The 12,925-nt window shown below is 61.0% G+C and carries 5 protein-coding genes; 2 read left to right on the top strand and 3 right to left on the bottom strand.

Annotation, left to right across the window (positions count from 1 at the left end):
* Positions 1-36 precede the first annotated feature (36 nt).
* Positions 37-4,176 (top strand): DNA-directed RNA polymerase subunit beta', encoded by a 4,140-nt coding sequence (gene rpoC, locus DES53_RS17050; RefSeq protein WP_113959502.1) that lies wholly within the window; start codon positions 37-39, stop codon positions 4,174-4,176.
* 575 nt (positions 4,177-4,751) lie between these two features.
* On the top strand, positions 4,752-7,421 hold the full coding sequence (locus DES53_RS17045; RefSeq protein WP_113959501.1) for a right-handed parallel beta-helix repeat-containing protein: 2,670 nt from the start codon (positions 4,752-4,754) through the stop codon (positions 7,419-7,421).
* Between the two features lie 233 nt (positions 7,422-7,654).
* Here the strand turns inward: DES53_RS17045 and DES53_RS17040 are convergent, their stop codons facing one another.
* The 3 genes from DES53_RS17040 to DES53_RS17030 form a co-directional block, all read right to left on the bottom strand.
* On the bottom strand, positions 7,655-9,127 hold the full coding sequence (locus tag DES53_RS17040; protein WP_113959500.1) for an MFS transporter: 1,473 nt from the start codon (positions 9,125-9,127) through the stop codon (positions 7,655-7,657).
* A 98-nt stretch (positions 9,128-9,225) separates the two neighbouring features.
* On the bottom strand, positions 9,226-10,140 hold the full coding sequence (locus tag DES53_RS17035; RefSeq protein ID WP_113959499.1) for a sugar phosphate isomerase/epimerase family protein: 915 nt from the start codon (positions 10,138-10,140) through the stop codon (positions 9,226-9,228).
* Positions 10,137-12,899: a glycosyltransferase family 4 protein gene (locus DES53_RS17030; protein WP_113959498.1), complete on the bottom strand. Its 2,763-nt coding sequence runs from the start codon at positions 12,897-12,899 to the stop codon at positions 10,137-10,139. Before DES53_RS17030 ends, DES53_RS17035 begins: the two co-directional genes overlap by 4 nt.
* Positions 12,900-12,925: the final 26 nt, after the last annotated feature.

Here is a 12,925-nt window from a genome sequence, read left to right as displayed (position 1 = left end):
TTTCCGAAGAGAAACCACCATCCATACCAAGAACCCATGAGTTTTGATAACCATCTCAAGGAAATCTTCGGGGAGTCGCACAAGACCGGCGGCTTCGACATGGTCTCCATCTCCGTTGCTTCACCGGATCGCATCCGCTCCTGGAGCCACGGCGAAGTAAAGAACCCGGAGACGATCAACTACCGTACCTTCAAGCCTGAAAAGGGCGGTCTCTTCTGCGAGCGCATCTTTGGTCCCACTCGTGACTGGGAGTGCGCCTGCGGCAAGTACAAGCGCATCAAGCACAAGGGCGTCATCTGCGACCGTTGCGGCGTGGAAGTGACCCTGAGCCGCGTGCGTCGTGAGCGCATGGGCCACATTGAGCTGGCCGTGCCCGTCACGCACATCTGGTTCTACAAGTGCATGCCTTCCCGCATCGGCCTCATGCTCGACATGACGGCCCGCTCGCTGGAGCGCGTGATCTATTACGAAGATTACATCGTCGTCTCCCCTGGCAACACCCCGCTGCAGCGCGGCCAGCTCCTCACGGAAATGGAACTGCGCGAAGCCGAGGACCAGTACGGCGCCGAGAGCTTCAAGGTCGGCATGGGTGCCGAGGCCATCCGCGACATTCTCGCCCAGGCGAACCTGGCGGAAATGGTCAAGGAGCTCGAGCAGGCCATGACGAAGACCCGCTCCAAGCAGCTTCGCAAGAAGATCGCCAAGCGCCTCAAGCTTTGCCAGGGCTTTGCCACTTCGCACACCCGTCCGGAGTACATGGTCATGGAAGTGCTGCCGGTCATCCCGCCGGACCTCCGTCCGCTGGTGCCCCTCGAAGGCGGCCGCTTCGCGACCTCCGACTTGAACGACCTCTACCGTCGTGTCATCAACCGTAACAACCGTCTCAAGAACCTGCTCTCGCTCAAGACGCCGGATGTCATCATCCGCAACGAAAAGCGCATGCTGCAGGAAGCTGTGGACGCCTTGTTCGACAACGGCCGTCATGGCCGTGCGGTGACCGGCGCGGGCAACCGTCCGCTGAAGTCCCTGTCCGACATGCTCAAGGGCAAGTCCGGCCGCTTCCGCCAGAACCTGCTGGGCAAGCGCGTGGACTACTCCGGCCGTTCCGTGATCGTGATCGGTCCGGACCTCGGCCTGCACCAGTGCGGTCTTCCCAAGAAGATGGCACTCGTGTTGTTCGAGCCCTTCATCATCCGTCGTCTCAAGGAGCTTGGCCTCGTGCACACTGTGCGCTCCGCCAAGAAGATGATTGAGCGCCGCACTCCGGAAGTGTGGGACATCCTCGATGAGGTGACCCGCGGACACCCGGTGCTGCTCAACCGTGCGCCGACCCTGCACCGCCTCTCGATCCAGGCTTTCGAACCGAAGCTCATCGAAGGTGAAGCCATCCGCGTGCATCCGCTCGTGTGTACCGCTTACAACGCGGACTTCGACGGTGACCAGATGGCCGTGCACGTGCCGCTCTCGATCGAAGCGCAGATGGAGGCCCGCCTCCTCATGCTCGCTCCGAACAACCTGTTCTCCCCTGCGAGCGGCAAGCCTGTGATGACTCCTTCACAGGACATCCCGCTGGGCTGCTTTGCCCTCACCTACCTGCGCGAACTGCCGCAGCATGACGACGGCAAGAAGAAGAAGGATGCCCCGCGCCTCCCGCTCTTCAACGACCCGTCCGAAGTGGAATTCGCCCTGAGCGAAGGCGCTGTGGAAGTGAACCAGAAGGTGCTCTACCGCAACCCGGACTACCAGAGCAAGGGCCGCACCTATGGTGATGCCTCCAAGGCGGTCATCGAGACCACCGCTGGCCGTATTCGCTTCAACGAAATCTGGCCTGACGAGCTGGGTTATTACAACAACACCGTCGGCAAGAAGCAGCTCTCCGACATCATCTGGCGCTGCTTCCAGAAGGCAGGTCACCAGGAAACGGTGGCTGCGCTGGACCGCCTGAAGAACCTCGGCTTCCGCGAAGCCATGAAGTCCGGCTGCTCCATCGGCATCACTGACATGGTGATTCCGAAGGCGAAGTACGACAAGGTGGACGCGGCCCGCGCCGAAGTCACCAAGGTCGAGAAGCAGTACAAGAACGGTATCATCACCGCCGGTGAAAAGTACCAGAAGGTCATCGACATCTGGACCGGAGCTGGCGACCAGGTCACCGACGAGGTGTTCCGCACGCTCGAGTTCAACGACGGCAAGAAGTACCACAACCCGCTGTACATCATGGTCACCTCCGGTGCCCGTGGTAACAAGACGCAGATCAAGCAGCTCGCCGGGATGCGCGGCCTCATGGCCAAGCCCGACGGCTCGATCATTGAGCGTCCGATCACCTCGAACTTCCGTGAAGGCCTCACGGTGCTGGAGTACTTCATCTCCACGCACGGTGCTCGTAAGGGTCTTTCCGACACCGCTCTGAAGACGGCGGACTCCGGCTACATGACCCGTAAGCTGGTCGACGTGGCGCAGGACGTCATCGTGACTGAGGACGATTGCGGCACGGTCAATGGCATCCACCTCTCCTCCATCTACCAGGGTGACGAAGAGGTCGTGGATCTCAAGACCCGTATCTACGGTCGTGTCTCTTGCGAAACCGTCCACGACCCCGTGGATCGCAAGAACCTCATCGTGGAGCACGGCCAGCTCATCACCGAAGACGTGGCGAACAAGCTCGTGAAGATCGGTGTGGAGAAGCTGAAGATCCGCTCCGTGCTCACCTGCGAAAGCAAGCGCGGTTGCTGCTCCAAGTGCTATGGCCTCAGCCTCGCCACAAGCCGTATGGTGAAGGTGGGTGAAGCGGTCGGTATTGTCGCAGCCCAGTCCATCGGTGAACCCGGAACGCAGCTCACCATGCGTACGTTCCACGTCGGTGGTGTGGCGAGCGGTGCCTTCAAGCAGCCCATCATTGTGGCGAAGAACAACGGTTCCCTCCGCTTCAACGACATCCGTGTGGTGCAGACCCCGGATGGCTGGATTGCCCTGAACAAGAACGGCACCATCAGCATCATCGATGAGGATGGCCGCGAGCTCGAGTCCCACAAGATTGTGCTCGGCGCTGTGATTGCGAAGGAAGAGCACGGCAAGGTGAAGAAGGGCGAGACCATCGTCACCTGGGATCCGTACAACGTGCCGATCATCACGGAGAAGGCGGGCAAGATCGAGTTCCGCGACATGATGAGCGGCGTGACCTTCACGAAGGCCGTCAACCAGGCGACCGGCAATGAAGAAACCGTGGTCATTGAGCACAAGGAAGACCTGCACCCGCAGATCGTCGTGGTGGATCCGAAGACCAAGGAAATCCTCGCCAGCTACACCATCCCTGCCGGCGCTCACCTTGCGGTGAAGAACAACGAGAAGATCGAAGCCGGTACCATCCTGGCCAAGACGCCTCGCAAGGCCTCCAAGACGAAGGACATCACCGGCGGTCTGCCGCGTGTGGCCGAACTCTTCGAAGCCCGCAAGCCGAAGGACGCGTGCGAAATCGCGAAGATCGACGGTGTCATCGAGATCGCAGGCCTCGTGCGCGGCAAGCGCAAGGTGCTCATCACCGATCCGAAGTCCGGCCAGCAGGAGGAACACCTCATCCCGCGCAGCAAGCACATCTTTGTGCAGAACGGCGATGTGGTCACGAAGGGCGACCAGCTCACGGAAGGCGCGGTTGTGCCGCACGAAATCCTCGAGATCCTCGGACCTCAGGCTCTGCGCGAGCACCTGGTGAACGAAGTGCAGGAAGTGTACCGCGCCCAAGGCGTGGAAATCAACGACAAGCACGTCGAAATCATCATCCGCCAGATGCTCCGCAAGGTGAAGGTGACCGAACCCGGCGACACCACGTTCCTCTGGGGCGATCAGGTGGACCGCCTCCAGTTCGAACACGAGAACCAGCGCGTTTCCGACGAGGGCGGCAAGCCCGCCAGCGGCGAGCCGGTACTCCTCGGCATCACCAAGGCCAGCCTCGAAACGGACAGCTTCATCAGTGCCGCGAGCTTCCAGGACACCACCCGTGTTCTTACCGAAGCCGCCACCCTGGCGAAGAACGACCTGCTCCGTGGCTTCAAGGAAAACGTCATCATGGGGCACCTCATTCCTGCTGGTACCGGTTTCAAGGCGAACCGCGACTTCCACATCAACGAGACCGTCAAGGTGGCCTTCTCCACTGCTGACACTCAGGAAGAAGTGGCGTAAGCCAGCCTGTACGCGAGCAAGTAGAACTCTTACCGAAAGACCCGCCTGTGAACCAGGCGGGTTTTTTGTTTGGGTGGTTGGGGTGAGCCAAGGGGAGTGGCGCTGTTGTGCGATGGCTCAGGCAAAGTAGCTACGGCTTTAGCCGTATCAGTAGGCGGGCGACGTTTCCAATTCGGCTGAAGCCGAAGCTACTTTGAGAGCGCCCCTTCACGGATTGGGGACATTCCTGTCCCCGCAGCGCGCGGCATCCTCTGTGGCTTTGCCAAGGAGGCTCACGCTGCCCCCTGCGTGAGTCGTCATCCAATCGCAAAGAGCCTGTTCATCTGAGCTGGACGAACAACGGGATGAGCATCCTCTCCAAAATGTCATGTGAAATGACGGACGCGGTCCTGGGAGCGCTGCCGTCTCGGCGGCGTATTGGGTTGCCATCTCTCGCGACGCAACAGCCCGAATACGCCGGCCGGAGGCCAGCGCTCCCAGGGCTGGTGGAGCTCGAAACACGCCATCGAGCAACATCTGGGTACGCCGCAATGCCGCCGCATTGACACTGCATCATCGCACGCCCAATTGGACCCATGCATCGCATCACCACTGCTTTTGCTCTCGCCTTCACTGCCACACTTCTCTTCTCTCCGAGCCTCTCGCGGGCTCACGAGATCCATGTCTCGTCCAGCGGCCCCATCAAGTCCCTCACTGAAGCGCGCGATGCCGTTCGGGTTTGGAGAGCCGGTGACGGTAAAGACAAGGCCGAACCCATCCGCGTCATCATCGCCGATGGCACCTACAGCATCCCCGAACCCTTTACTCTTGAGCCACAGGACACCGGCACCAGCACTTCGCCCATCACCTACGAAGCCGCACCCGGAGCGAAGCCCATCCTCAGCGGCGGACGCCGTATCACGGGATGGAAGCAGGAGAAAGATGGGCTCTGGTCTGCCGAGATCCCTGAAGTGAAATCCGGGCAATGGTACTTCCAGGAACTCTGGATCAATGGCCGTCGTGCCACACGGGCACGCACGCCCAACAAGCGGTACCTGCACGCTTCCAAGCCAGCGCTGGAATCGCGTGCTGGCGCTCCTGAGATGAAGGCACCGGAGAACACGGCCTTCTACGCTAAGAGCGAAGACCTGAAGGCACTGGAGCCTCTGTCTGCGAAAGAGCGCGAGGACGTGGAGGTCATCGTGTTTCAGACCTGGCAGATCGCCCGCCACCGCGTGGCGTATCTCGAAGCACCGGCGGGCTACATTCAGTTCACCGCACCCTCGCGCTGGCCCTTCCTCGTGTATGAGGCGGGACAGCGCTACATCCTGGAGAACTTCCGTGGCGCGCTGGATGAGCCCGGTGAGTGGTTTCTTTCGCGCGAGGATGGCAAGCTGCTGTACAAGCCGCTTCCCGATGAGGAGATGAGCAAGGCCGAGGCGATTGCGCCTGTGGTGCAGCACTTGCTCGTGGTGAAAGGTGACCCTGCGAATGGAAGGCTCGTGAAGTACGTTTCCTTCAAGGGGCTTCGGTTCCATCACACGGGCTATCACATTCCCAAGGAGGGGCACATCGACAGCCAGGCAGACTCGAAGATTCCGGCCGCGGTGATGCTGGATGGCGCAGCGCAGATCACCTTTGACCGTTGTGAGATCGCCCACACCGGCACTTATGCGATCTGGTTCCGCAATGGGTGCACGGACAGCAGCATCACGCACAGTCACCTGTATGACATGGGTGCCGGCGGTGTGCGCATCGGAGAAGGTGGCGTGGATCCGAATCCCGCAGGTCGCACCCATCACATCACCGTCGACAACAACATCATCCAGAATGGTGGCCGCTACTTCATGGGCAGTGTAGGTGTCTTCATCCAGCAGAGCAGCGACAACGTGGTGACTCACAATGACATTGGCGACTTCTTCTACACTGGCGTCTCCGTGGGCTGGGTGTGGGGCTATGGCGAGAGCCTTTCGCATCACAACAAGATCGACTTCAACCATATCCACCATCTTGGCTATGGGGTGCTGAGTGACATGGGAGGCTTCTATGGGCTCGGTCCTGCGTCCGGCACCTCCGTCTCGAACAATCATGTGCACGATGTGCAGGGCTATCGCTACGGCGGCTGGGGCCTCTACACGGATGAAGGCAGCAGCGGCGTGCTGATGGAAAACAATCTGGTGCACAACACCCGGCACGCGACCTTCCACCAGCACTACGGGAGGGACAATGTCATCCGGAACAACATTTTCGCCTTCGGGAGTGAAGCACAGATCCAGCGTTCACGCAGTGAGGAGCATCTCAGCTTTACGTACGCGAACAACATCGTGCTCTTCGACAGCGGGGTGCTCTACTACGGCCAGTGGAACAAGCCGAAGGTACGCATGGAAAGCAATCTCTACTGGGACTTGCGGAAGGAACCCATCGACTTCGCGGGCAGTGATTTTGCCGGCTGGCAGAAGCAGGGCTTTGATCGCGGCTCGCGTGTAGCGGATCCATTGTTCGTGGATGCAAAGGGCGGGAACTATCAACTCAAGTCGGAGTCGCCCGCGCTCGCGATGGGGTTCAAGCCCTTCGACTACACGAAGGCCGGTGTGTATGACACGGGTGCTTCGGATGGCTGGCGTGCCCTTGCTGCGGCACGCACGTACCCCGAGGTGGATTTGGAGCCGGTGCCGCTGTTCAGCTACGAGGATGACTTCGAGGGCACTCCTGTGGGCAAGCCACTCTGGAATGCCCGCCTCGACGTGCACAACAAAGGAGACAGCATCGCGGTCACGGAAGAAAAGGCAAAGGGCGGCAAGCGCAGTGTGAAGGTGCAGGACGCTCCGGGTCTGCCCAATCCGTGGACACCGCATTTCAACTTCGACTGCAATCACAAGACCGGCACCAGCCGCGTGTCGTTTGACCTGTGGATGGAACCCGGAGCAAAGTTCAACCACGAGTGGCGGAACAAACTCGCCAAGTATGAAGTGGGTCCGTCCATCGATGTGCAGGATGGCGCTCTCTTCAGCCGGAAGAAGGAGCTGATGAAGCTACCGGTGGAGCAGTGGGTGCACTTCGAACTCAGCGCGGCGCTGGGAGAAGCATCCAAGGGCACCTGGGTCCTGAAGGTGGTCCTGGCAGATGGAAGCGAGAAGGCCTTCGAGGAATTGCCGAATGGCAGCAAGACGTGGAATACACTGGAGTGGCTGGTTTTCGTGAGCAATGCCACGGAGAAGGCGGCGTTCTATCTCGATAATCTGGTGATCAAGAATGTGGTGCCGTAGCTGGGAAAGGAGCGCGGCCTTTCCAGGCCGCTGGGTGAACCTGTCTGTGGTGCCGCGGTACGTCGAAGCTGGCGGTAGCCGATGTGCGATCCTTCTCGTGAATGGGACGATGCGGCCTGGAAAGGCCGCGCTCCTTTCCTGATGCCTCGCGCTCTCTATGCCAGAAACGAACAGGGCCGCTGAAGTGAATCAGCGGCCCTGTTTGTTTTTCAAAACTCAGCGTGCGGGCATTCTCAATGCTCCTCTTCCTCCGCCTTCGGCTCGGGCAGCCACTGCGTGAGGATAGCGCCTACGAGGGCGTAGCCACCGGCCACAAAGGCACCCATGAGCGCGATCTTGGCGGGATTCGGGGGCTTGGATTCGGCGAGTGTCAGTGTAATCCATGCCGCGGCCGTACCGATGACACGGCCACCAATGTTTGCCGCGAAGCTTTCACCGGTGCCGCGCAGATGCACCGGGAACACGCGAGGGATGTAGTTCCCCCAGAAGCTGAACTGCGCCACCGTGAGGAAGCCTGCGATGAAAATGCCTGCTTGAATCATGGTCAGGGTATCGCCAGTGAGGTTGTTGGAGACCCACCAGAAGTACAGCGGCACAAAGATGAGCGCGGGAATCTGGAAGATGCGCAGCAGGGTGCGACGACCGACAATGATCACGGCAAGGAACGCGAGTGCGCAACGACCGAGTAGACCACCCATTTCCTGGATCTTCGTCACGTGAGCCACGGTGCCATCGATGGCGTTGGCGCCGATCTGCTTCAATTTCCCTTCGGGAGGAGCAGGCTTTCCAGCGGCTTGCGCGTCGGCGATGGCCTTGTCCTGAGCAGCCTTGCCAATGGCCAGCACTTCCTTCTGTCCCTTGCCTGGAGCACCGAGAATCTGGGGAAGCTGCTGGATGGCGCCAAAGGCGATACCATAGCTCGCGGCAAACACGATGGTCGTGGCGATGGTCGTGCGCCGCAACTCGGGACTGAACAGCGCACGAATGCTGGGGCGCTTGAGCTGGCCAGCCTCGCGTTTCCGCTGCCACACCGGGGACTCGGGAAGGAACGGGCGGATGAGAATCAGTGGCAGCGCGGGAATCACGCCGGAGATGAGCGTGTAGCGCCAAGCCTCATGACCGCCATGAATCGCAGGGAAAGTGCCCGCGTGTTCGGCGGCGTAGCCATTCATGAAGGCCACCAGGAAGCCACCCAGTGAGGAGAACGCCTGCGTGTAGCCCAGTACCTTTTCACGCTGCTTTGGATTTGGGAAAAGCTCTGCGAGCCACGCCACCGCCGCCACAAACTCCACACACACACCAATGAACACAAGGCAGCGCAGGAAGAGAAGCTGGTACAGGTTCGTGGCGTATCCCGCTGCAAAGGCCGAGATGGCGTACAGCAGGATGCTGTATGTCAGCACGCGGCGACGTCCGAGAAGGTCGGTGAGGTAACCACCGAGCAGGCCAAATACGCCGCCCGCCAACGCTGGAACGAAGAACAGCATGCGTGCCCATTCCACATACTCCGGAGAGCCTGGCAGCAGATTCGGTATTCCGGCCTCATTCACCCCACCCAGCGAAGCCAGCGCAGGTTTGATGATGAGCGGCAGCATCAGCAGCTCATAAATGTCGAAGGCAAAGCCAATGCTGGCGATGATGCAGATGAGCCAATGCGTTCGGGTGAACTTGAGTGGCTCCGGGATGGTCGGGGTGGGAGAGGCCATGGATGCTGTCTAGGGACGTGGGTGGGCGGGAGTTCGAGGCGTCGCCGGGCAAGAGATACAGTGATCTGCCCGGCGAATTGGACAAAACTTCGTCAGCTTCAGGCAAGCTGCGGCTTCAGGTCAGCGAGGATACGTGGCACGGCCACAAACGGGTCTTCCTTTTCCTCGTATTCCAAAGTGAACCAACCCTGATAGTTGGCGTCCTTGAGTATCTTCAGCACGCGAGCGGTATCGACAGGTTCGCCCTCTTTGGAGTCCTTGGGCTTTACCTTCATCTTGAGCTGCACGTTCACCGCATAGGGCGCGATCTTGGCCATGTCGCCGTAGGGGTCTTCGGTGTGGAAGTTGCCGCTGTCGAAGTTGATGCCAGCCCAGGGGCTCTTGGCCGCCCTCACCATTTTGATGAGGGGCTCAGGTTCGGCGACGATGCCGCCGTGATTTTCCAGGCCGAGGAAGACACCCTTCTTGTCGGCGAAGGCGAGGCATTCATCGTAGCATTCCTGGCAGTTCTTCTCGGCCTCTTCCGGGGTGCTGCCCTTCTGGACGGTGCCCGCGAAGACGCGGATGTGGGGAGCGCCCATGATGGTGGACTTCTCGATCCACTCCTTCACGTAGGCTATCTCCTTGTCGCGGGCTTCGCCCTTGGGATGGGTGAAGGTGTTGCCTACCGCAGTACCGGTGATGTTCACGCCGCGCAGGTAGGCACGGCGTTTCACCTCGAGGAGGTACTTCTCATCGCAGTCTGGCGGGAAGAAGTAGCTGGTGAGCTCGGCCCCGGGGCAGCCTTGGTCCGCGCAGTAGTCGATGAAGTCGAGGATGTCCCAGGCGGGGCCGCCTGCCTTGAGCTTGGTGTTCTCCTTGCCCTTCATCCACTTCATGTTGTCGCGGAAGGAGTAGGCGGCGAGGCCCAGCATCATGCGCGATTTCCCCTTGCGATTGATGGGTTCAATGGCGGGCAGGGCGGATGCGCCGAGCGCGGCGGCAGCGGAGGAAAGGAAATGGCGGCGGTTCATGGATGCAACGAGGAGAACACAGGGAACGCCCCTGCGGCAAGCGCGCTTTCACCCACTTGCGGCCCATCCCAAAGGAGGGCTCGGTAAGCCGCCACCATGCGCTCCATGGAGAAGTGCTCCTCCACGTGCAGACGTGCGGCGCGGCCCATGGATTCGCGTAGGCCTGGGGAACGGGCGAGGTCCACCAAGGCGGCGGCAAAGGCGCGGGCATTGCGTGGCGGAACGAGCAAGCCCGTGGCTCCATTGAGGACCTGCTCGGAAGCGCCACCCACGTCCGTGGCGACCACAGGCAGGCCGGAGGCCATCGCCTCAAGGGAGGCATTGGGGCAGCCCGCGGGCTCGGAGATCATGGCAAAAAGGTCCAGCGAGGCGTGGAAGTCGCGCAGGTCACGGTGCTCGCCCAGCCAGCGGACCGGCAGGCCTGTGGTCGAGGATTTCAGGTCCTCGGCATAGGCCTCGCTGCCGGTTTCGGCTTCTCCAGCGATGAGGAGCTCGCAGGGCGGGAGGTCTGGCAAGGCGACACGGAAGGCTTCAACGAGGTCTTCGATGCGCTTCTGCGGACTCAGCCGGGCAGCGGTGCCGATGCGGAAGGGCGCAGCGGGTTCCCGGTCGCGGTGGAGAACCGGAGGGAGGGCGATCCCATTCGGAATCGACTTCACGGAAGTGCCGAGCGCAGCGGAAGCACGGGAAGACTCCGCTGCATACTTCACGATGATCTTGGTGAGCCTCGCTCCGTACTCGGCCGCACTGCGGTAGGGCAAAGCCGCCGGTGGATGCTCAAAGCAACGGTCCAATGAGGTGTAGTACATCTCGCCTGGGCTCACGTCGAAAACGGACACGTACCACAGCGCGTCCGCCAGCAACAGTTTGCATGCCGGGATGGCATTCCAGAAACACACGCTGTGCGGAGGATCCGCGTCCATCTCCGCAAGGATATCGGCAATCACCTCGGCAGTGTCCATGGTGCCCACGGGAGACGGCACGTGGACAGGCACGCCTTCGCGCATGAGCTCAAGGCGGCCCGGGGTGGGATGCCCGGGATATTCCTGCAGGAGCGCCACGCGCACGGGGATACCCTGGCGGTGGAAGGCTGCAGTGAGGCGTTTGAGCGACGACTGGGCTCCTCCGGTGGAGAGGTTGTTTGTGATGAACCACACCGTATCGCCGCGTCTGTGACCAGATGCCACTCGCTGCAGGAGAGCGGCCGTGCGCCGGGCCATGGCATGCGCGGAGAAATCACGTTCCATCTCAACGCGGCCGCTCTTGGGATGCAGGAAGGCATTTGCGATGGCCTTCGCGTAGTCCCTTGCCATGGCATCCAGCGGCAACAGCGTGACCGCTGGATTGCGCCATGCGAGCTCAGCGGTGCCGCCGGCATCTGTGGTGACCAGCGGAAGTCCTGCGGCGAGGCCCTCCAGATGCGCGAGGCTCAGGCCCTCGTAGGCACTACAGGAAATCATCACGTCGCTTTCCGTGAGCACTTCTTCCACAGGGCGCTCCCCACGGGTGAAGTTGATATCATCGGATACACCAAGGCGTTCTGACTCCTCGTGGAGCTGTGCCATGCACTCCAGAGCTTGCGGGCTGCGTGGTGAGGCTTCGCCAGCAAGGATGAGTCGGGCTTTGATGGCGAGACAGCGCTGGAGCAGTTCAGCTTGCGTGGCCTTCAGGATGCCTGGAAGGAGGTGGAGCCGCTTCTGGTGCCGGGGATTGGCGACGCACACAAGGGTGAGTGTCTCTTGCGCGCTTCGTTCATTCGAACCCCGAACAGCGAATCGGTGCGGGTCGATGCCGTTCCATACCGTGCGTACAGGAAGGTGTGGCAGTGTCTCCTTCAACTCGCGCTCGACCATTTGAGCGCAGGCGATGAGAAGAGCACAGTCGTTTTTGCGCAGGCCCTGCGTGCCTTCAGGCCATGCCTGTTGCGCGTTGTGGATGGTCAGTGCGACCGGGAGAATCTTTGAGAAGAGACGGGTGTCTTCCGCATCGATGAGATGTCCGTGCAGCACATCTGCGCCGTAGTCCAGGGTAGTCTCCTCCAGGGCGGCAGCGCGGCGTTCGCGACTGAGTCCTGCGAGATCCACCATGGATGCCGGGCGTGGTAGCTCCTGCCGCAGGGGCGAACCCAACACCACCATGCGTGAGGAGACGCCATGGTGCGGGAGAAGACGATTCAACTCCCAGGCGATGCGCTCCGCGCCGCCGTGTTGCAGGCTGGTCACGACCTCAAGGGCGCGTAGATTCCCGTCATGCCCGCAATCCAAAACGCTCCAGTGGATGAGGCGGTGCGGCTGTCGCCGCCAGCGTGTGGGAAGCAATCGTTTCGCGCGTGAAGGAACTGGACGTGCCAGTCCTTCCAAGCCCGCGAGTCGTTCTGCGAGCAAACCAGCTCGAGCGGCATGCTCATCATACCATTCGCAGATGCATGGTGGCAGTTGAGCCGAGTGCGAAAAATCGCCCCCGTGTTTTTGGAAGAAGACCTGCCATGCCTCGCGCGGTGCTCCACTGCACACAGGAAATCCAAAGGCCACCAGAGGCTTGCCGGTGCCACTCGCAGGTGGTGCGGCAAATTTCAATGGCTTCCGCAACCATGCACCTGACCGGATCAGCAGGGTCGCCTTCGCAGATGGATGAGGCGGTGTTTCCACATCGCCTTCCCAGATGGTGATGTCTTCCATCCCCGCAGCCCGCAGACTTCGCTGCGTGCGCTCCAGCAGCCACGGCTTGCGGGGATCAACGGCGAAGATCAGGGCACGCATCACAAGAGGTGGCGATGCAGTCAGGG

The organism is Roseimicrobium gellanilyticum (assembly GCF_003315205.1).
In the GTDB taxonomy this organism is placed as follows: domain Bacteria; phylum Verrucomicrobiota; class Verrucomicrobiia; order Verrucomicrobiales; family Verrucomicrobiaceae; genus Roseimicrobium; species Roseimicrobium gellanilyticum.
This window is presented reverse-complemented; position numbering and strand designations above follow the sequence as displayed.

What these genes read in the sequence shown, in the direction of transcription:
- DES53_RS17045 (WP_113959501.1), top strand. Translation starts at nt 4,752, where the DNA reads ATGCATCGCATCACCACTGCTTTTGCTCTCGCCTTCACTGCCACACTT.
- DES53_RS17030 (WP_113959498.1), bottom strand. Translation starts at nt 12,899, where the DNA reads ATGCGTGCCCTGATCTTCGCCGTTGATCCCCGCAAGCCGTGGCTGCTG.
- DES53_RS17040 (WP_113959500.1), bottom strand. Translation starts at nt 9,127, where the DNA reads ATGGCCTCTCCCACCCCGACCATCCCGGAGCCACTCAAGTTCACCCGA.
- DES53_RS17035 (WP_113959499.1), bottom strand. Translation starts at nt 10,140, where the DNA reads ATGAACCGCCGCCATTTCCTTTCCTCCGCTGCCGCCGCGCTCGGCGCA.
- rpoC (WP_113959502.1), top strand. Translation starts at nt 37, where the DNA reads ATGAGTTTTGATAACCATCTCAAGGAAATCTTCGGGGAGTCGCACAAG.